A 19,967-nucleotide genomic window follows, 5' to 3' on the forward strand; every position below is an offset into this window, starting at 1 on the left:
GGTTTCCGATACCGTGTCCGGGCCTTCCGTGCCGCGCTCCGCGATGCAGGCTGCCGACGCGCACGGAACTGATTGCGGACCGTTGTCCTCCGCTTTTCTCCGGGTTGGATAAGTGTGGACACGTGTCAATGCCCGGGCTACGGTTCCGGCGAGCCGCGGCTGCGGCTCTATTGCTCGGTCCGGGGGATTTAATCGGGCCTTACAACGAAGGGATTTGGTATGGAAGCCAATACTCTGCACGACCTTGAGGAAAAGCTGGCTGCCACCTTTGCGGCCGACGACTGGAGCCTGGACGCCGCTTCGGTCTCCGACGAGTCCGGCTTCGAGGTGACCGGCGGCTCCGTCCGCCCGGTCAGCATGGACCTCAACGACCTGCTGGGCAGCCGTCCCGTCGGCAACTGACCCACAGATCGACCGAGCGCGAGGCTGGTGGGTGTGCACGCACACCCACCGGCTGGGCCGGCCCACCGGTCCGGGAACGAGGTAGGTGTGCATCTCATCGGCGGTCCGAGCGAGGCCGTCCTCACTGCTGCCGCAGAGGTCCCCACTCCCGCTGTCGTCTACGACCTCGACCACATCTCCCGTACCGTGCGGCAGCTTCGGGACGACGTGTCCGGAATCCCGGGGACCGGCATCCTGTTCGCCGTCAAGGCCAACAGGTTCCCGCCCGTCCTGTCCCATCTGGCGGCACTCGCCACCGGAGCGGACGTGGCGAGCAGGGCCGAGTACGAGGCCGCCGCCGCCGCGTCCATGCGACCCGTCACCGCCACGTCCCCGGGACTCACCGGCAGCGAGATGTCCGAGCTGGCGGCGAACGGCGTCCTGGTCGACCTCTGTAGCCGGTCGCAGCTTCAGGACTACGCCCGCTGCGCGGGCAGTCGCGGTACCGCGATAGGACTGCGCGTCCGGGTGCCTGTCGCGCCGGTCGAACGCGCCGGCGCGGGCATCGCGTGGAGCCGGCTCGGAGTCGATCCGTCCGACCGCGAACTGCACCGCCTCCTGGCGGAGCACGAGCTGCGGGTGACCCGGCTGCACGCCCACACGGGAGAGCTGATGACCGCGCGCCGGGCGGAGCAACTGCTGGCCGCGCTGCTGCACTGCACCGACCTGTTCCCGCACGTGACGACGGTGAACATCGGCGGCGGCCTCGCCAGTCTCTACGCCGACCCCCGCCAGGCGGAGGACGCCTGGCAGCGGATCGGCGCCCTGCTCCGCGAGCACGCCGAACGGTCCGGGCGGCGCCTCGCACTGGTCGTCGAACCGGGCATGTTGCTGACCGCGCTGGCGGGCTACCTGGTGGTGACGGCGCTGGCGGTGGAACAGCACCCTTCGGGCACCGCCGTCGTCACGGTCGACGGCTCCGGCTGGAGCCTGCTGAGCTGGACCGCACCGCGACTGGTAGGGCAGCTCCCGGCCCGGGACACGGCACGGTTCCCCTACTCGGTGGGCGGCAGTAGCTGCTACGAGGAGGACTACCTCGTCCGGCACACGGAGGCCACCGAGATACGGCCCGGAGACCGGCTCGTCCTCAACGCGGCCGGTGCCTATGTCACCAGCATGGCCCGCGCCATGCACGGGTCACCCGCGCCCTTCGAGACAGCGGTGAGCGAGAAAGGACGCCGGCATGATCGGTGAAGTGGTGGTGCGTGATCCCTCAGCCCTGCGCTCCGCCGTCGAAATGCTCTTCGCACGTTTCGACGGCGGCGGACACACGGGGGACGGCGTGCTGGAAGGAGTGACACCCCGGCACACGGTGCTCGACCTGGCGGACGTGCCGGAGGCCGAACGCCGGCCGGTGCTGGCGCAGATCACGGAGACGAAGCTGCCCGGACCTCCCCAGCACCTCGTACTGCGCAGGTACGTGCGCGGCGGCTACGCGCCGCCGCACCGCTTCGCGGACGAGGCGCCGGACGGGAGCCGCAGCGCGTGGACGGTGCTGTGTCCGCTGCAGGACTCCGCCGTCGACGCGGTCACGTACTGGGCCGGCGACCACTTCGCCCGCGGTTTCGACCGGGCGGGCACGGGCCTGCGGCTGCCGCAGGACGCCTGGTGCTGGACCAGTCCGGTCCGCGGCGACCAGCGGTGCACGCTCGGAATCGGAGGAGGGACACTGTGGACGAGCTGAGGATCTTCCCTGACGCGGTGCGCAACTGCGACGGGATCGTGGCGACCGCGGAGCGCTACCGCCACCTCTTCGCGGACTATCCGTCCGCGTCCGCGGTGCGCGACCGGGACTGGGACCCGCTGAACCCGTACCGGGACTCGGAGTACGAGGACGACGACCGCTACCACGTACTCGAAGCCCGGGACATGCCGCGGGACCTACAGCGTGTGATCATCGCCGGCCTCGCCGACGAGGACTCCGACCTGAGCCGCTTCTACTTCCAGATCAACCGCTACGACCGCGGCGACTACATCCTCCCGCACCGCGACAAGCTCCAGCAGGGCCTGTACATGCTGACCACCTCCGGCGTCGACGGCCTCGTCGCCCAGGCGGCAGACGGGCACATGACGTTCGTCGACGACCGGGCGGGCTCGCTGGTCCAGCACGATCCGGCGGCCTGGCACTGGGTCGACCCCGTCCAGGACCAGGTGCGCTACACGCTCGTGACCATCCCGCCGAGGCCGCCCCGCAAGACGCCCTGAGCCCACCCGGGCCGGCCCCAGCACCCCGCCCGTCCCCACCGGTTGACCAGTGTGAAGAGAGAAGAGAATGCCGGAATCCGCAGTCGGAACCGACCGTGCGGCTGCCGTCGAGCCACTCGTGTCCCTGCCACCCGTCGCCCTCTTCCAGCAGGCACTGCGCGTAGCGACACCGGCGGTGGTCTACGACTACCCGGGGATCACCGCGACGGTCCGCCGTATGCAGGACGACATCGCGCCCATTCCCGGCGCGCAGCTCAACTTCGCCGTCAAGGCGTGCCACACCCCCGACGTGCTGGCCCACCTGGCCGGGCTCGGCCTGGGCGGTGACACCGCCAGCGTCGGCGAGCTCGAACTGGCCACCTCCGCGGGCTTCCAGGAGATCACCGCCACCGGACCGGCCTTCTCCGCGGCCGACTTCACCCTCTTCCGCGCGGTAGGAGTGACCGTCGACCTCGACTCGGTCGCGCAGATCGAGGCGTACGGCCGGGCACACCCGGGGACGGACGCCGGCCTCCGGGTCCGCATACCGCTGCCCGAGAAGCTGGAGATGCACTCGACGTTCGGCCGCAACAGCAGGTTCGGCGTGAACGCCACGGACCACCGGGTCCACGAGGCGTTCGCCCGGCACGGCCTGAGACTGACGCGGCTGCACCTCCACACCGGGCAGACCTCCCCGGAGAAGCTGCTCTACAAGGTCGCCTACACGCTGCACATGGCGGCGAAGTTCCCGCACCTCCACACCATCGATGTCGGCGGTGGCTTCTTCCACCTCTACCTGCACCGGGGCAGGGCGCGCGCCGCGCTCCGCCGGACCGCCCGGATGGTCGAGGAGTGGCAGACCGAGCACGGCCGGCCCATCGCGCTCCGGTTCGAACCCGGCGGCGGCGTCCTCGCACCCCACGGCTACCTCTTCACCGAGGTGCGGTCGGTCGAGGAGCACCACGAGTACTACGGGACGCGGGTGGTGACCGTCGACTCCTCCGCCTGGAACCTGGCCCCGTGGCACAAGCCCACCGTGCTGGCGGCGGACCCGGCGGCCGGCAGCGGCCCGCCGCGGCCCGGTCTGATCGCGGGAAACACGCTGTACGAGAACGACTTCTTCGGCACCGACATCCACGGCAAGGTCGACCGCGGCATGACCTTCCCGCCGTGCCGCCCCGGCGACCGCCTGGTCATCACCGCCTCCGGCGCGTACACGCTGACCAACTCGCGGCGCTTCAACCGCATCCCGGCACCGGCCGAGTACGCCTTCGACGGCACCGGCTCCCTCCGTGAGCTGCCCGGGGCACCGTTCGCATGACGACGGAAGGCAGCGGCGAGCGGGTACTCGTCATCGACCCCGGCTTCGTCAGAACGGCCCGCGGCCAGGACGGCCAATACGGTCAGGACGGCCACGACGGTCAGGACGGCGCGGACGGCGAGACGTTCTGGAACGCCGCCTCCGGTACGTATCTGACACTCGGACGCGCCATGGCCAGGCTGGCGTCCCGGTTCGCCGTGCCGTCCACCGTGGACGCCGCGCTCGCGCCACTCGGTGCGGCAGCGGCCGGTCCCGCCGGGCGCAGGGCCGTCGAGGAACTCGAAGCCCGCGGACTCCTCGTCGCCCACCGGCCCCGGCCGGACCGTCCACCCGCCCCGGCCACCGCCGCGGACGGACTGTTCGGCGCGCCCGTGATGAGCCTGCCGGAGGCGACAGCCGGGGACACCACGGACGCGGTGGTCATCGGGATGCCCTACGACGTGGGCACCACCTACCGCCCCGGCGCCCGGTTCGCACCGGACTACATCCGCAGATGCAGCACGTCACTGTTCTCCGTGGGCAGCGCGGAGAAGCCCGCCGGACGGTACGACCCCGTACGGGGCCGGCGGGTACTCGACGGCGTGCGGATCGCGGATCTCGCCAACGTCTCGCAGCGGGTGCACACCAGGAACGGCGAGTCGTTCGACCACCTCCAGCGCCTGACGCACAGCGTCATGGCGGCGGGCCGCTTCGCCGTGGTACTCGGCGGTGACCACTCCGTGAGCCTGCCGGCCATCCGCGGCGCGCTCGACGCCCACGGCCGCCTGGGCGTCCTGCACATCGACGCGCACGCGGACTTCGCGGAGCCGCGCGCCGGCGACTGGGCACAGGAGTGCCACCACGGCAACTTCATGAGCTGGATCGTCGGCGACGAACGCGTGGTCAGGGTCGGCCAGTTCGGCATCCGCCAGCTCACCGGGCACGAGTCCGGCAGGCACCCCAGGGTGACCGTGTGGCCCGGCAGGTCCGCGGTCGGAGCGGAGGCCGCACAACTGCTCGCGGACCTGCCCTCGGACATCCCGTACTACCTCACCATCGATGTGGACGGACTCGATCCCACCGCCCTGCCCGACACCGGCACCCCCCTGCCCGGAGGCTTCACGCATCCGGAACTCGTGGCGCTGCTGGAGCAGTTGTGCGGCGCCCGCCGTGTCGTCGGCATGGACGTCACCGAGCTGATACCGGGGCAGGACGACCGTTCGGGGCTCGTGGTGTCGGACCTCGTCCTCCGGGTGCTCGACGCCTCCGTGCGGCAGGGAAAGGAGACCGCGTAGTGCGGGAGACAGCACGCTGGGAAGAGGACCCGGAGGCGGCCGAAGGCAACCTCGTCGAACGGGAGATCCTCACCGACCTGGTGGAGCGGTCCCGGGCGGCCACCCCGGACGGCAGCCCGGAACTGGACGCGCTGGCCGCGGAACTCGCCGGCCTGCGGCAGTACGACGGCCGGGGCACGTTCGACGTGGAGCAGCGGTTGGACGCCGCCGCGAGGTCGCTCCGCCAGGCGCTGCTCGTCCGCGCGCACCGCAGCACCGATCGCTGTTTCCGCTCGCCCGAGCACGAGCACCGCACGCGGCTGCCGTCCGGCGCCACGACGAAGTACAGCTACGAGCGCAGCGCCGACCTCGCCTGGCTTGAGGAGCGCATCGGCCGGTCGGCGCCACCCGCACCTCCCGGCTGGCAGACCCGGCACGTCGCCTTCGGCAGCGGCGCCGCCGCCATCAGCGGCGTCCTGCAGAGCTACCTCCGCATGATCCCGGCGACCGGCGACCGGCCCCTGTGCGCCGGCGTGTGGGGCAGCTACTTCGAAACGGACATGATCTTCGACTTCCGCAGGTCACCGCTGTTCTCCTGGGAATCCGTGGACGACCTGGGCGCCGCCGTGGACAGTGGCCGCTTCGACCTGCTCCACATCGAACCGGCCCGGTACAACTGGGACCTCGACACCATGGACGTGCGCGACTTCCTCGCCCGGTGGCGCGCGCACCGCACCGGAAACACGCGGTGCCTGGTGTTCGACACCACTCTCAGCTCCTTCACCTGGCCCACGCGCAGCGTGCTCAACGGCCTGCGCGACGGACGCCCGCTGCTCGTCGTCGAGGTGCGGTCCGGGCTGAAGCTCGATCAGCAGGGTCTCGAACTGGCGAACCTCGGCGTGGTCTCCGTCCACAGCTGCGATGAGGACGCCGGTACCCCCACGGCAGCACAGTTCGCCGACTACCTGCGGATGGGACGGGCGGTGACGGGGACGTCGGTGCCGATGGACTCGGCAGCCGCCATCGACGTGCCGCTGGTGCTGGACGCGCAGCTCACCAGGCGCCACGCGGGACAGGTGTTCCTCAACAACCAGCGGCTGGCGCGGGCGTTGGCCGAGGAGGACGGGCTCTTCAGCGCCATAGGCCACCCGAGTCTCGCGGCGGCCTCGGCGGCGGCACGGGGAGGCAGCGCCCCGGTCCTGACGCACGCCCCTTTCGTCGTCTGCCGGCTGGCGGAGGACGAGGTCGCGCACCACGGATTCCTGCTGGCGGTGGCCCGGGAGGAGGCGGCCAGGCTGGGCATCCTGCTCAACTGGGGGTCGAGCTTCGGCTTCCGGGGGCACCGGTGCGAGACGATCCTGCCGCGCCTCAAGGACCGCAAGGGGCTGTTCAAGATCGCGATGGGCGCGCGCTCCGGTCCGTCGTCGCTCGCGACGGTCGACCTGTTCAGGAAGCTCGCGCGCTTCCGCGACTTCGCCTCACTGAAAGCGGCGTACCCCCATGTCGCGAACATCGACCTGACGAAGTACCAGGACCCCGTCTCACGAGGGGCGGCGGAGACCTCTCACGATTCCGGATCCGAACCGGAAAAGGTCCGCGTGTAGACGGCCCACGTGTGTGTGCGCCGGAAGCCCGCCTGCTCGTGGACGCCGGACTCCGCCCGGGGCTCGTCGGTGTGCACACTCAGTGCCGCCCGCTGGTATCCCTTTTCGTGGTAGGCGTGGCAGGCGTGCGAGAGCAGACCCGCCATCACTCCCGTTCCGCGGGCCGAGCGCCGTGCCCCCGCGCTCTGTATCCAGACCTCCCGGACCCCGGTCATCGCCGTGTCCGCCGGATAGTAGTCGGCGAGGAGTACGCCGATCACCTCTCCTGAAATCCGGCTGCACATCACGAAGGAGAGTTCGGGCCGGAATGCGGGTGCGTGCGTGAGACGCTGCCAGGATTCCGGCGTGCATTCCATACCGCCCGCCGCCGTACCGAACACGTCGTTCCACGCTCGCCGTGCCGCTTCACCGAGCTGTTCCGTGTATGCGGTGACGATGTTTCCCTCCGGGACCGGGGTGCCGGTGAGGCCGTCCGGAAACGTGCATTCGAGATCGTGAAACCAGCGGACCGGCGAAAAGCCCTGGGACAGCATCAGCACCGCGTGCCCTGGATTACGGTCGCTCACCCGCGACTGGAGTTCCAGCGACGCACCGGGCGGCAGTTCCGCGCACTGTTCCTCCGCCCATGTCCGCGCCCACTCCACGATCCGGCCTCCCGTGCCCGACCTGCGGAGACCGGGCAGTACGCCACCGTCGAGCACCGCACGAAAACCCTGCCGGGTCCGCCGGGAACGGATAATTCCGTATGCGGCCATCCCTTGGTCCGTGAAACCCGCCAGAGTGTCGGAAGCCACATTTATGACGGTGTCGTCGAGTTGTGCGCGCAGATCCTCGACGTCGAAGTTCTCGCCACGTATATCGGTCTGCTCGATGGTCTCCAGCAGACCCGCCCAGTCCTTGAGATCGGAGAGCGTAAGATGGCGCCACGCTATATCCATGGCGACACTCTAGTGCACCGGTGATCCTGGAGGGGAATGTATGGCAAGGGAGCCCGAGCGCAGTGAAAACCATGCGGATGTTTTCGATTGTTTTGGGGTGAAACCGGCCGATCGGCCCGCAGTTTCCTGCTATCTGTACGCGCCGGTTTTCCCGGTGGTCATCGACGGGCAAAGCGCCGTCATCAAGCGCACCCGCGGACCTTTCGGCGACGCCAGAGGTCTGGCAACGTGGCTCGGCGAGCTTTCGGCAGGAAAAGTTCCGGTTGTCGCCCCGCTGCCGGTCGCGAAAGAAAATCCGGTACAGATCGGAAAACGTGTCTGGGTGGCGTATCCCTGGGTGCAGGGCAGCGCCTACCAGGGGACGGCCGAGGAGATCGCCGCGGCCGGCGACCTGCTGGGGCGCCTGCACGCGGCTCCGGTCACCGGACGGGACATGCCGCACTTCGCATGGCCCGACCACGACCAGGCGTCCGTGGACGAGGACATCGAGGGCCTCGACCGGGTCTTCGGCCGGCACGCACCGGACGTCAGGGAGCGTGAACTCCCGCGCTTCACCGCGTGGTTGAACGACTTCATGACGCAGACCCTGCCGGCCGTCAAGGCAGCGGACCTCCCCACCGTCCCGGCGAGCATGGACTTCAAGGCCAGCAACCTGGTGTACACGCCGGACGGCCCCGTGCTCATCGACCCCGACAACGGAGAGGTCGCCGCCCGTCTGCTGGACCTCGCGCTGGCCGTGCTCCTGTTCCACAACGAAGCGGACGCGGCACCGGCCCGGCTGTTCACGACGCCGGAGTGGACGGTGTTCCGGGACGCCTACACCCGGCACGTCGAGCTGACCCCGCAGGAGATCCGGGTCTGGCCCGCGGCGCTGCGGTACATGCTCCTGGAGTGGTGCGTCTGGTCCCTCATCGACGCCGACGAGTGGGACGACTGGACCGACCCCCGCAAACGGTCCTTCCTCATCGACCTCGCCACCCTGGAACTCGACCGGTTCCCACTGTGACCGTGGCCGACACCGATTCGTCGACCGGATCACGGAAAGACACCGGGCCAGCGCGCATCCCCCGCCTGGCCTGGTCGGTAGATGGGTCACACGGCCACTCCGTGCGGAGAAGCGTCCCGGCATCGCCCCGGCCACGCTCGCCGCGGAGCGCGGCATCCTGCGGCCTGCCCGCACCGACGCGGGGGAGACCGTGGAACGGATCGCCGCCGAGCGCGGCATCGCCTTGCCCTTGCGTGCGCGGTGCGCGGGCAGGGGCAGCGGGCGCTGCCCGGTCGTGGACGGGGGCTCCGTTCGTGACCGGGCAGCGCGCGGGAGACGTGGTCAGCCGGCGGCTGAGTCGCGCTCGGTCCGCATCCGTGCCGTCTCCTGTTCCGCGGAGTCCAGCCACCGCTCCCACCTCTGACGCATGGGGAGTATCAGACCGCCGCCGACTCCGACGACGAGAATGCCTGCTACGGACGCGAGGATGGCGTACAGCACCGGCTGGGTCACCGTCGTGGCGATTCCGGCCTGCCCGAGCGCGGCGATGACGCCGAGTCCGACGATGGCCGCCCACGCGACGCTGGCGACGGTCTTGCCGTACGGCACGCTGGCGAGCGCTGCCGCTATGAGGGAGCGCACGACGTTGGCGATGGCCATCGCCACGACCGCGAGGACCACGGCGACCACGAGGTTCGGCAGCCAGGCCACGATGGAGTCGAGCATGTCGCTGACCGGATTGGAGCCGAACACCCCGAACGCGGCTTGCAGCGTGATCAGCAGCAGGCCGTAGTAGACGATCCGGCATACCAGAGCCGTGAGGTCGTAGCCGGATGCCTTCAGCAGCCCGGCGACTCCGGCGCGGTCGGCTATCTTCTCGGTGCCCACCTTGCGCAGGACTCGGTCGAGAAGTCTGGAAAGCGTCTTCGAGATGAGCCAGCCGATGGCCAGGACCACGAGGAAAGCCGCCAGCTCGGGAACGAACTTCGCGATCTTCGACCAGCCGTCGTTCAGGCCCTCGGTGAAATTAATGGCCTGGGGTGCGCTACTGCTTGTGAGCATCCGGTTTCCTCGGGTGTTCGGAGGGGATTGCAGGTGCTGCAATGTGTCCCGCTGCTGCCCCTGGAACCTCATCGAAAACCAGCCTTTCCGTACCTCCTCAGATGGGGGGAGGTTGCGGAGAGGCCGTGAATCTCGCGCGGGTACGACGGAGTCGTGATGCGCGCGGTGCGGTGTTCGCTGTGAAACCAAGCCCGGAGGACTGAAGGGGCCGGAGGGGCCGAACTGCCGCGGTGCGCGACGCGGGCGATGAACAAGACCGTATAGATGTCCCCTCTTGAGGGCAATCGTCGCCACTTGCGGATTTCCTAGGGATCTGCGGCTGGTACTGCAACCACACGCGAGAGGCGGGCAATACCGCTGTTTCCTCATGGAGTTCAGCGACCTTGGCGGCGGTTCAGTGCTCGCACAGGGAGAACTCGCGCTCGTAGAGCTCCTCGTTGTGTACGTCGACGAAGAACTTGCGTTCCTGCATGAGTTGTTCGCGGTAGCTCTCGGCTTGTTCAAGCGTCATGATCGAGGTGGCGGACCAGGGCTGCTGGGGTGGCACATCGGATGTCGAGACGATTCTTTTCGACGGGTCAACCAGGAAGAACGCGAGAATTTTGCGATATCCCGGCCGGGTGGGGTCCGCGAGGCGGAACGAGCCGACGCGGTGTTGCAGGATGTTCGGGAACGCCAGGCAGCGGCCCGGCGGGGTCGACGCCGATCCCAGCATCTGGTTCTGGGGCTCTTCGTCCTCCAGGCCGTAGACCTCACGCAGCCCGTAGCCGTCGTTCTGTTCGTAGCGTGGGTACTCAAGTGCCGCCCGGAAACCCAGTTGGCTTTCGGTGATGTTCGCGCTGTCCCAGTAGTAGATGCCGGTCGAGACGATCCGCTCGTTCAGCATTCCCTCGACATGCCAGGAACCGCCGGGGTACTCGGGCTTGTCCGGGGTGAGATGAATGGTGGCGAGCTTGACGATGACCTGGAGACTACGGCCGCGCAGGTCGACTCGGGTGGAATCGTCGGGCAACCCGGGCGAGGTGAAGGCCGGGGCGTCCGGGACGACCGGGCGGCGGTTTTCCCACCAGTCCTCATCGGCCGCTTCCCACGCACAGATGGCTTCTTCGTAGGCCGCGTCATCGCTGTAGGAGGATCTGTCCGGATGCTCAGGCTCCGAGTCGTACCACCCGAAGGGATCGGCCTCGATCCGCAGGGGCCGTGGATGACGCAGATCGGTGAGCACGTTCTCAAGCAGCGGGCGCAGGCGTGCGAACAAGTCCGGCAGGACGGAGGCCAGTTCGCGATGAGTCTCGGGGTGGACGTTGTTGACGTACGAACGGAAGATGGCATCGCCCTCGTCACTGACGTCGACGTCCGTGGGCAGCCACTGGAACTTCTCTGAGAATTCGTACCGCGAATAGCTCTCCCCCGGGTTTCGCCAAGCCCGCTCGGGTGCGCCGCTCACCTCTCTCACCAGACAGAACAGTGAGGGATGGACCAGATCCAGTACCTGGCCGTTGGATCCCGGATGCCAGTCCTGTTCCGCTTCCGGGACCTTTTCCAGAACCCGAACCGCCTCACGCAGCCGGGACCTGAGTTCGTCGTCGACAAGTGTGTCCGACTGCCACACCCCGTCGACGGCGGACACCTCGATGCCGGTTCGGCCGTCTCGCAGCTCGGCGTAATACGCGAGTTCGGCAAGCACGTAGCGAACCTGCGCTTCGGTCAGGCCCTGGGCGACCGCTTCTCGCGCCCACCTGGCGACGATTCCGGCGTCGTTCATCTTGTCGAACCACCCCGGCTTCGCCCGAATATGCGCGCTGCACCGCATCATCTGAAGTTCCCGTAGCGTTCGGACCGTCGCGAGCGCTATGGAACCGGAAGCTTGAAAGGGCAATGGAAAAGCGGAAAAGCCGGTCATTTTCCTGGTCCTCCCCGTCGATGTGTGACGGCGGGAACGGTACTTCAGCGGACTGACAAGCCCGGCCCTGGCCGGTCCTGCTCCGAGGTGCCCTTCGGTGGGTTCTGCAACTGGGCCACGGACGACGACCTGACTGTCCGCGGCCGTGCGCTTCACACGAGGAAGAGGTCCCGCCGATGAGCGCGGATGGCCGTTGTGTACTTCCTCAACTGTGAGTTGAGTCCGACGGATTTGGCTTTCCTTGACTGCTTTGGCGATCTGCTTCTTCTGGTGTGGGCTCACATGCTCTCCGATGAGGTGGGGCGACCGGTCGATCGGGGTGAGGGGCCGGGGAGCCCGCCCTCAGAGGTCTCTGTCCGGCACTTCCTCCGGCTGGCTCACCGTCATGAATCCCTCGGGGGTGGGGTGGTGGCGGCGCCACAGGGCTCTGCCGTATGCGGCGGCGCCGGCTGCCGCGGCGCAGGCGCCTGCCGTGAGGAGGGTCAGGGTCCTGCTGTTGCTGTGCCCGTCCTCGGTTCCGGTCGTGTAGGTGGGTGTGCCGTCGGTGGTGGAGGTCCGTGTGGGTTCCGCGGCGGTGGCCGAGGGCGAGCCGGTGGTGGGGGTGGCCGTGCTGCCGGGGGCGCCTGCCTCGGACGGGCTGGCGGTGGCGGTGGCACCTCCGGAGGCGGTTCGGCCCGAAGGTGCGGGGGCGGTGGTGGTCGTGGGGGTCGCGCCGGAGGTGGCGGAGGTGGCGGAGGTGGTCGGCGCCGGGGGGTTGATGGTGAAGGACTCGATGACCTTGTTCTGACCGCCGTCCGGGGTGCAGGGCACGTCGAGTTCGCCGAGGTAGGTCAGGTCGCCGTCCGCGTTCCTCGGGACGAGGTGCAGGTTGATGTCCCCGGCGGTGAGCTTCCCGCGGCCTTGCTGGCGGAACGTGAGCGAGGGGGCGGTGCCGGACGCCGGGATGGGGAACGAACCGGACTTCGGAACGGTGGACTTGGGGATGCTGAAGGGTACTCGGGCGTTGAAGTCGCCTTGTGGGGCGGCCACTTGGACGTTCTCGCCAGCCGTGCCCTCGACGGAGTGCACGCCGAGGAAGCGGAGCCCGCCGGTGAGGCTGGGACTCACCGTCGTCACCGTGCGGATGGGGAATCGCGGGGTGGGGGTGCCGAGGGTGTGCGAAGCCGGAAGATCCGCGGTGGCCCGGACCGTCACGGGCTGACCGCCGATCACCGGGAAATGGCAGGTGTAGCGCAGGGTGAGCGAGACCGATCGCGCGGCGGCGACACCGGTGCCGGCCGCGCTCGCGGCGATGACCAGCACGGCCGTCGCGGCTCCGAGAGCGAGTACCGTCCCCGGCCGTCGCGGACCAACTGCTGAGCCTGCTAAGCCTGTTGACCCCATGATTCCCCCTGCTGAGTGCTGAGTGCTGAGTGCTGAGTGCTGAGTGCTGAGTGCTGAGTACCGAGTGCCGTCTGCTGTTCGCCGTCCACCGTCTGCCGTTTTGATCAGTGAACGTCCCGATGGATGTCTTTGTCGCTTTGACGCTGGTTGGGTGGCGGTGGGTTCCCGAGGGCGGCGGTGTCGGCTTTCGTGGAGTGCTCGCGGAATCCCTTGCTGAGGTGGCCTTGGACGCTGGCGTGCCGGAACTGGTAGACCGCACCGGCCTGGCGCAGCACCTCGCGCCGGTGGGCGTCGTCCAGGAAGGCCATCAGCCGCCAGGGCAGCCGCCCGGTCAGCGGCAGCCAGATCCTGGCCAGGGCGACCCACTGGCCCCACGCCGTCAGACCGCACCCGTAAGCCAGCCCGGCGCCGAAGGCGGCTTCGAGTCCGAAGACCGCCCCGGCCTCGATCCCGCGCACGGGACCGTGCCAGACGCCCTCGACCAGCCCGACGAGCGGCCCGATGACGAGCGCCCAGAGCGCCAACCGGAAGGCCACGCGCCGCCGGTTGGCGTTCAGCAGATCTGTCGGCCGCGCCGCGGACTCCGATTGCAGCGGGGCTTCCAGGAGGGCCGTCAGGCCGAAGACGAGGCCGCCCCCGAGGCCGAGTTCCGCGAGGAAGACGTACGCCGCCAGCCGGCCGCCCCCGAGGCCGTCGTCCAGCCCGAGATCCCGGATCACGACCCGGTCCAGGACCAGCAGTACCGCTGAGGCCACCACACCGACGACGACACCGGTCACGGCACCCTGGAGGACCTCCGTGTGCCTCTTCCAGGCGCCGCGGGTCAGCCTCATCCGTACCTGTAACGGCTTGATCCCGCTGTGCCCGGACAGGAACCAGTAGATGAGCCCGAAGATCAGCCCGGCCGCGGAGCCGTGCAGGAGTCCCACCGCGACTCCCCGTATCAGCGCGAACTCCAGCCCGCGTGAGGTCGCCACCAGGTCCACCGGGATGTTCCCGACCGCGGTCGTGATGCCGAAGGCCAGGGACGCCAGGCCGCCGACGGCGAGCGTCCGTGCGGAACGGCGCATGGTGGTGCCGAGCTCCCACCAGGCGAGGTCGCGGGTGACTCGCTCACCCTGGCCGAGCCGGTCGAGATGCCAGGCGAGGTACCCGAGCCAGTGTTCCGCCCGCTCGGGATCCCAGCGCCGCCGACGCGGTACGGGGGCGCCGGTGCCGGAGGTCCGCGGGCCGACCGGTGGGCGGTCGTAGGCGGCGGGGACGAACGCGGACAGGAGGTGGTCCTCCACGGCCGTGGCGGTGGGGAAGCGCGCGGTGTCCAGCAGTTCCGTCGGCTGGGGCCTGTCCTCGTCCTGCTGATCGCCTTGCTGATCGCCCTGCTGACCGTCCTGTTGATCGTCCTGTTGATCGCCCTGTTGGTCGTCCTGCTGATCGCGTGCGCCGTGGTACACGGTGCGGGCCAGCGCGACCATCAGCGGAGTGCTCAGCGCCTCGGCCACATTCCGGGCGCCCGCGCCGCGCGACTCCTCGGACAGCTCCTTCAGCACCGGCTCCCACGCGGTGCGCGTCTCATCGCCCCCGGCGAGGGGCGGACTCGCCCGGCGCAGATACTCGGCAAGGGCCTCCAGATCGAGCGGGTCCAGCATGATGCCGGCGGCGCCCCTGAGTACCGCCCCCTTCGGGTGCCGCACCGCCGTGGCGTACTCCTTCGGGCGGCTGGTGAGCAGCAGGGGCATCGTGGTGGCGTTGATCGCGCGGAGCGCCGCGGACTGCGAGGCCCCGGCGATCTCGTCGAAACCGTCGAGGATCGGAAGGACGCGGCCTCCGTGCAGGAGGCTGTCGGCCGGGCTACTGCCGTCCGGCGCCGGGACGTTGAGGTCGGGGTAGTCCCGCACCAGCCGGTCGCACATCCAGTCGTGCAGCGAGACGGCCGGGTCCCAGGAACCGAGGCTGAAGATCACCGGCACCGGGTCGCCGGGGCTGCGGGCACCCAGCCGGTCCAGCACGAAGCGCAGCGCGAGGATCGTCTTGCCCGCCCCGGCCTCCCCGAGCACCACCAGCCGGTGGGACGGAACCTTCCGGTACTCGTCGACGATCGACCCCAACTCGCCCGCCAGGACCAAGGGCGCCGACGGTGTCCGCGAACCGGGCGGATCCAGACAGATGTTGGACCAGTTGTCGAACGGGCCGGTCGCGTTCCGGAAGCGCACCCGCATCGGGAACGGATCGTGCACATTCCGCCGCAGCTCCTCGACCGACCACTGCTTCTGCACCCAGGAGGCGAGTTCCTCCGCCGTCGCCGCCAGCCATGGCTCGCTCCGCGGCGGCGGGACCTGTTCGAGTTGCCCGGCGCCGACGGGCAGGCCGATCAGCTCATGGAGTTCCCGGAGCCGCTCCGGCGCGAGGACCTCGTACCAGCGGCGCACCTGGCTCGCCGCCAGGGTGCCGGGCCCGTCGGCGTGATGATGCTCGCTGACCACTCCGATCAGGCATCCGCCGCTCCACACCGCGGCCCCCGACATCCCCTCCCACGGGGAGCGGTCCCGATCGGCGCCCAACTGGGGTGCCCGCAGCGAGAGTTCCAGCGTGCCCTGCCGCACGTTCGAGAGCGGGGTGGTGGTGCCGCGGGCGTGGTGGGAGTCCCGGTGCGCCACGGGAGGCCCGCTCCCGTCCGAGGCGGGTTCGCGGCGCAGTTTGAATCTCGGGAAGCCCAGCGCATCGCACTCCACCACACCCGTGACCCGCGCGAACCGCACCGGCGGCACCTCCGCCGCCAACGGCCCGCCCGCACCCCGGCCGTGCTCGATCCGGAGTACCGCGATGTCCGCCTCGACGTCCAACCAGACCCGTACGCCCGGCAGTTCGCTCGTCCGGCCGCCATCAGCAAAGAACCGTAAGCGAATTGACGGAGCGTCACGCACCACGTGTGCGGCCGTGAGGACGGTGTCCGCCGTGACCCGGTAACCCGAACCGCGCCGCCGTGCGCCCGTCTCCGCCGTGGCGAGAACCTGGACCGCACGCCGCGGATCCAACCCGGTCGCTGCCGAGTACCCGCCTTCCGTGGCGCTCATCCCTCATGCGCCTCGGCGACACCACCGATGAAGGTCTTGTCCGCTCCCGCCACGGTCGGTCGCAGCGCCAGTCTGATCCGCTGGGTGGAGGTCGCCCCCGCCCTCACCTCCGCGCCCGTCTCCACCACCCAGAAACGCACCTTCGCCCCCGCCTGCCCGGCCCGCTCCACCGCGACCGACACCTCCAGCTCGATCTCCCCCAACTCAAAGCGCAGCGCCTCACCCTCGGAAGCGACGACCGCACGCTCCAACTCGTCCCGCAGCTCCCGGATCACCGTGGCTAAGTCGATCAACTCCGCGTCCTTTCCTACCCGTTGGCATGGTTCCGCCACCAACATGTCCCAGTACGCTGGGTAGTTGTCAAGACATGTGCCCTAAAAACGGTGCGGACGCTGTCGGCGGTGGACGTGCAGCGGGACCGGACGGGACAGGGGCGGCACTGGCTCTCGGTGAACCCGGCCACGATGAGCGGGGCCTCGGTGGGTGAGGAGGTCGGGTAGGGGCCGTGCCAGCCCTGGTTGACTTGTCCCTGGGGGAAGGTGACCTGCTGGCGGTCGTATTCGATGGGGAAGTCGTCCCGGGCCAGCCCTCATTCCGGCGGTGCTGACGGGCCGTGATCACGTTGGGTCCGTCGGGAGCGCAGGTCTGGGTCACATGGGCGGAGAATCCCTTCCGGCTTGATGATGTGGCCGTGCCGTGCGTAGCGGGACGAGGTGTCGTGGGGAGAGACGGTCGCCCGGGACGAGGGTGGCAGCCCGGAACCGCTTTCCCCCGTTCGTCGCCGTCTGGTGACCCGGACGAATGAGCGGTACGCCGCAGTGCAGCAACGTGGCGGACGGACCTTGAAGGGTGATCCGGGCCAGGCCCCGGCTTTGATCGCGCCGCATCCGCGTGGGCGGCGTGGCGGGCGCCGGGCCGCTGACGGGTCGAAGGCCCTCCTGCCGAAGGGAGGGCCTTCGTGTGTCCCGGAGCGGTCAGATGCTGAAGCGTTCCCTTTGCAGGAGGGGGCGGACGCGGGAGCGGAAGCCGCCGGTGCGGAAGGGGCGCTGCAACAGGCCGGGGGCGAGTTGCTGGGCGAGGGCGGCGGCGATCATGCCCTGGTCCAGGGCCAGGACGAAGTCGCTGACATGGCCGGTGCGTATGTTCACGGAGTCGCGGAAGCCGTAGGTCTCGTCGTAGGCGCCGAAGTCGCGGGCGAGTGCCTTCAGGTTGTCGATCGCCTCGCCGCGTGCGTGCGGGAGCGCCAGGAACGAGGCGTGGGGGGTGACCACGCCCAGGGAGTTGTAGCCCTCGATCTGCATACCGATGGCGTCGACGCCGTACTCGCGGTAGCCGCCCTCGGGGATGCTGGCGGGTGAGAAGCCCCAGTAGCCGTACTTCTCCTCGTCGAGGCCGTGCTCGATCTGGCTGCGGACGTACCGGTCGTGCGTGGTGCCCCAGGAGTGCGGGGACCACTCCGGCTCCGGCACGAACAGGGGCACCATCAGTGCCTCGAACATCGAGCCGCCCCAGCTCGGGACGAGCTTGCGGCCCCGGTGGGTGTAGTGGCCCTGCCAGACGCGGACCCCGTCGAGGGTGACCCACGCGCCGCCGGGTTCCTGCTCCTGGCCCATGCCGGGCAGCAGGGTGCGGAAGAGGTGCCAGTAGTGGTCGCCGGGCAGGCTGCCGTCGGCGATACCGAGGTAACTCGCCATGCGGGGCTCGGTGTTGAGCGCGCCGTAGTGGTGTCCTGTCGGTTCGCCCCTGCCCGGCTTGTCGGGCCAGAAGCCGCCGCGCAACTGGCCGGGCCCGGCGACCGGGTCGGCGGGGTCGTACGGCGTGTAGTAGTACGACCAGTCGGCGTCGGCGAGCAGCCGGGCGATGCGGGGCCGCAGCGCCGGGTCGGCGTCGGCGGCGATCCGCAGACCTGTGACCAGCCAGGCGTTGTCGACGGAGGAGAGGAACGGGCGGACCGGGCCGCCGCTCTCCGGCCAGGTGGTGAGGACCGAACCGTCGGACGCGTCATACCAGTTGAACCAGAAGCCGTGGGCGCGCTCCAGCTTCTCGATGGCGGAGACGGTACGGGTCAGGTCGCGGTGCATGGTGTCGCGGGAGATCACGCCGAGCCCGGCGGCGGCCACCGTCGACCACAGGCCGCAGCCGATGTTGGTGGGCGAGGTCTGGACGGAGGGCACGGGCCGGCCGGAGGCCCTGACGTTGATCTTGTCAGCGGTGAGGCCGAAGTCGGTCGTCATCGCCACGATCGAGCGGTACGTGGACTGGAACCACTTCCGCAGCATCGGCGCGTCGGCGGTGCGGGCAGACCGATCGGGCCGGACGCGGGGCGCGGCGAAGGCGCCGCCGGCGGAGCCCAGGGAGACGGCGGCTGCCCCGGCTCCGGTGGTGGTGAGAAAGGTACGACGGTCCATGAAGGTCCAACTCCTAAAGGAACAAGGCGTACTTGGCGCGTTGCGCGCCGAAGGCGGCGGCGTGGGACGACGGGCGAAGGGGGGTGGTCGTCCGCGGGAGCCGGCGGGTGTCAGGGGACCGCCGGCTCCCGGGTTCGGGGGCGCACCCGGTCAGGGGTGCGCCGGGGCCGCGTCAGGTGGTGGTGCGCGGCAGTTCGCGGGTGCGGCCGAGCTTGCCGAGCCAGACCGCGGACGGTTTGGCGGTCCGCTCGAAGGTCTCGCGGTCGACGGCGATCAGGCCGAAGGTCGGCTTGTAGGAGCCCCACTCGTAGTTGTCGAGGGCGCTCCAGGCGAGGTAGCCGCGGACGTCGAGGCCGTCTTCGATGGCGGCGGCGACGGCGGCGAGCGCGCCGGTGTAGTAGTCGACACGGCGGGCGTCGTCGGCGGTCGCGATGCCGTTCTCTGTGACGATCAGGGGGACGTCGCCCACGAGCGCCGCCGTGTGCCGCAGGGCGTGGCCGACGGCGGTGGGGTAGTACTCCCACTGCGTCAGAGTGCGTTCGGCGTCGGCGGGCGCGGGGAGGGGGCCGTCGGTGCCGAGCCTGGTCCGGGTGTAGGACTGGACGCCGATCCAGTCGTCGCCGCGGGCGGCCTCGATGAAGACGTCCTCGCGGGGGTGGCGGTAGTCGGCGGTGACATCCTCCGCGCCGGGCAGGGCCTGGTAGACCTGGTTGGCGACGGTCCAGCCGGTCCGGATGCCGGGGTTGATCGCCTTGACCGTCTTCACGGCGGCGTGGTGAGCGGCGATGACCGCGTGGGTGGTCTCCTCGTCGGGCGTCGGCAGACCGGCGGCCGGGAAGCTCCGGTCGCCGGCCCTGGCGGCGCCGGCCATCACGGCGATCATGTTGGGTTCGTTGATGGTGCAGACATGGCGCACCCCCTCGGCGATGACGGGGGCACACGCGGCGACGTACCGGACGAACATGTCGACGGCGCCGTCGGCCGTCCAGCCGCCCAGGTCCTCGAACCACTGGGGCACGGTGAAGTGGTGCAGGGTCACCATCGGGCGCAGACCGCGGGCGTGGGCGCCCTCGACCATGCGGCGGTAGTGAGCGAGTTCGGCCCGGGAGAAGACGCCGGGGACCGGTTCGATACGGGCCCACTCGATGCTGAACCGGTAGTCGGTGAAGCCGAGTTCGGCAAGCAGGTCCATGTCCTGCTCCCAGCGGTGGTAGCTGTCGCAGGCGTCGAGGCTGGGCTCCTGGATGTTCGCCGCCGGGTCGTGTTCCCTGCGCCACCAGTCGCTGTTGAGGTTGTTGCCCTCGATCTGGTAGGCGGCGGTGGAGGCGCCCCACAGGAAGCCTTCGGGGAACCGGGTCGAAGTGTGCGTCATCATCCGTTCTGTCTTTCTGGTGGGTGTGGGGGTGGGCCGCCC

16 protein-coding genes are annotated in these 19,967 nt (G+C 69.7%); 8 read left to right on the forward strand and 8 right to left on the reverse strand.

Annotated elements, in window-relative coordinates; genetic code table 11:
* Positions 1-219 precede the first annotated feature (219 nt).
* From ACFVST_RS13505 to ACFVST_RS13535, 7 genes are all read left to right on the forward strand, one after another.
* Complete coding sequence (locus tag ACFVST_RS13505; RefSeq protein WP_390150005.1) at positions 220-402, forward strand: hypothetical protein; 183 nt, start codon at positions 220-222, stop codon at positions 400-402.
* 87 nt (positions 403-489) lie between these two features.
* On the forward strand, positions 490-1,635 hold the full coding sequence (locus ACFVST_RS13510) for an alanine racemase (protein WP_390150008.1): 1,146 nt from the start codon (positions 490-492) through the stop codon (positions 1,633-1,635).
* Positions 1,625-2,125: a hypothetical protein gene (locus ACFVST_RS13515; protein WP_390150011.1), complete on the forward strand. Its 501-nt coding sequence runs from the start codon at positions 1,625-1,627 to the stop codon at positions 2,123-2,125. Before ACFVST_RS13510 ends, ACFVST_RS13515 begins: the two co-directional genes overlap by 11 nt.
* The gene (locus ACFVST_RS13520; RefSeq protein ID WP_390150014.1) at positions 2,113-2,646 is read left to right on the forward strand and encodes a hypothetical protein; all 534 of its coding nucleotides are present in this window, start codon (positions 2,113-2,115) and stop codon (positions 2,644-2,646) included. The genes ACFVST_RS13515 and ACFVST_RS13520 overlap by 13 nt, the downstream gene beginning before the upstream one ends.
* Positions 2,647-2,764: 118 nt before the next feature.
* Positions 2,765-3,946 carry a diaminopimelate decarboxylase family protein gene (locus tag ACFVST_RS13525; protein ID WP_390150017.1) on the forward strand — a complete coding sequence of 394 codons (1,182 nt, stop codon included), beginning with the start codon at positions 2,765-2,767 and terminating at the stop codon, positions 3,944-3,946.
* The gene (locus ACFVST_RS13530; protein WP_390150020.1) at positions 3,943-5,220 is read left to right on the forward strand and encodes an arginase family protein; all 1,278 of its coding nucleotides are present in this window, start codon (positions 3,943-3,945) and stop codon (positions 5,218-5,220) included. The genes ACFVST_RS13525 and ACFVST_RS13530 overlap by 4 nt, the downstream gene beginning before the upstream one ends.
* Positions 5,220-6,803, forward strand: a complete 1,584-nt coding sequence (locus ACFVST_RS13535) for a hypothetical protein (RefSeq protein WP_390150023.1) — start codon at positions 5,220-5,222, stop codon at positions 6,801-6,803. Before ACFVST_RS13530 ends, ACFVST_RS13535 begins: the two co-directional genes overlap by 1 nt.
* Here ACFVST_RS13535 and ACFVST_RS13540 read toward each other — a convergent pair.
* On the reverse strand, positions 6,764-7,741 hold the full coding sequence (locus ACFVST_RS13540; RefSeq protein ID WP_390150026.1) for a GNAT family N-acetyltransferase: 978 nt from the start codon (positions 7,739-7,741) through the stop codon (positions 6,764-6,766). The two genes, ACFVST_RS13535 and ACFVST_RS13540, sit on opposite strands and share 40 nt — an antisense overlap.
* A gap of 40 nt (positions 7,742-7,781) precedes the next feature.
* On the opposite strand from ACFVST_RS13540, the gene ACFVST_RS13545 reads away from it, so the two are divergent.
* Positions 7,782-8,747 (forward strand): phosphotransferase, encoded by a 966-nt coding sequence (locus tag ACFVST_RS13545; protein WP_390150029.1) that lies wholly within the window; start codon positions 7,782-7,784, stop codon positions 8,745-8,747.
* A gap of 321 nt (positions 8,748-9,068) precedes the next feature.
* On the opposite strand, the gene ACFVST_RS13550 is transcribed toward ACFVST_RS13545, so the two are convergent.
* The 7 genes from ACFVST_RS13550 to ACFVST_RS13580 form a co-directional block, all read right to left on the reverse strand.
* Positions 9,069-9,788, reverse strand: coding sequence for a hypothetical protein (locus ACFVST_RS13550; RefSeq protein WP_390150032.1), 720 nt, complete (start codon positions 9,786-9,788; stop codon positions 9,069-9,071).
* Between the two features lie 394 nt (positions 9,789-10,182).
* Complete coding sequence (locus ACFVST_RS13555; RefSeq protein ID WP_390150035.1) at positions 10,183-11,691, reverse strand: DUF4246 domain-containing protein; 1,509 nt, start codon at positions 11,689-11,691, stop codon at positions 10,183-10,185.
* Between the two features lie 342 nt (positions 11,692-12,033).
* Positions 12,034-12,993, reverse strand: a complete 960-nt coding sequence (locus tag ACFVST_RS13560) for a DUF6801 domain-containing protein (protein ID WP_390150037.1) — start codon at positions 12,991-12,993, stop codon at positions 12,034-12,036.
* Between the two features lie 185 nt (positions 12,994-13,178).
* Positions 13,179-16,145 (reverse strand): trypsin-like peptidase domain-containing protein, encoded by a 2,967-nt coding sequence (locus tag ACFVST_RS13565; protein WP_390150040.1) that lies wholly within the window; start codon positions 16,143-16,145, stop codon positions 13,179-13,181.
* On the reverse strand, positions 16,142-16,438 hold the full coding sequence (locus ACFVST_RS13570) for a trypco2 family protein (RefSeq protein WP_390150043.1): 297 nt from the start codon (positions 16,436-16,438) through the stop codon (positions 16,142-16,144). Before ACFVST_RS13570 ends, ACFVST_RS13565 begins: the two co-directional genes overlap by 4 nt.
* Before the next feature lie 681 nt (positions 16,439-17,119).
* On the reverse strand, positions 17,120-18,553 hold the full coding sequence (locus ACFVST_RS13575; RefSeq protein WP_390150046.1) for a glucoamylase family protein: 1,434 nt from the start codon (positions 18,551-18,553) through the stop codon (positions 17,120-17,122).
* A gap of 172 nt (positions 18,554-18,725) precedes the next feature.
* Positions 18,726-19,925, reverse strand: coding sequence for a glycoside hydrolase family 1 protein (locus tag ACFVST_RS13580; RefSeq protein WP_390150049.1), 1,200 nt, complete (start codon positions 19,923-19,925; stop codon positions 18,726-18,728).
* Between the last annotated feature and the right edge of the window lie 42 nt (positions 19,926-19,967).

Source organism: Streptomyces sp. NPDC058045 (assembly GCF_042885635.1).
GTDB lineage: Bacteria > Actinomycetota > Actinomycetes > Streptomycetales > Streptomycetaceae > Streptomyces.

Bases quoted from the DNA above. Each gene is read 5' to 3' on its own strand.
- ACFVST_RS13505 (WP_390150005.1), top strand. From the start codon at position 220: ATGGAAGCCAATACTCTGCACGACCTTGAGGAAAAGCTGGCTGCCACC.
- ACFVST_RS13515 (WP_390150011.1), top strand. From the start codon at position 1,625: ATGATCGGTGAAGTGGTGGTGCGTGATCCCTCAGCCCTGCGCTCCGCC.
- ACFVST_RS13530 (WP_390150020.1), top strand. From the start codon at position 3,943: ATGACGACGGAAGGCAGCGGCGAGCGGGTACTCGTCATCGACCCCGGC.
- ACFVST_RS13540 (WP_390150026.1), bottom strand. From the start codon at position 7,741: ATGGATATAGCGTGGCGCCATCTTACGCTCTCCGATCTCAAGGACTGG.
- ACFVST_RS13545 (WP_390150029.1), top strand. From the start codon at position 7,782: ATGGCAAGGGAGCCCGAGCGCAGTGAAAACCATGCGGATGTTTTCGAT.
- ACFVST_RS13550 (WP_390150032.1), bottom strand. From the start codon at position 9,788: ATGCTCACAAGCAGTAGCGCACCCCAGGCCATTAATTTCACCGAGGGC.
- ACFVST_RS13555 (WP_390150035.1), bottom strand. From the start codon at position 11,691: ATGACCGGCTTTTCCGCTTTTCCATTGCCCTTTCAAGCTTCCGGTTCC.
- ACFVST_RS13565 (WP_390150040.1), bottom strand. From the start codon at position 16,145: ATGAGCGCCACGGAAGGCGGGTACTCGGCAGCGACCGGGTTGGATCCG.
- ACFVST_RS13575 (WP_390150046.1), bottom strand. From the start codon at position 18,553: ATGGACCGTCGTACCTTTCTCACCACCACCGGAGCCGGGGCAGCCGCC.
- ACFVST_RS13580 (WP_390150049.1), bottom strand. From the start codon at position 19,925: ATGACGCACACTTCGACCCGGTTCCCCGAAGGCTTCCTGTGGGGCGCC.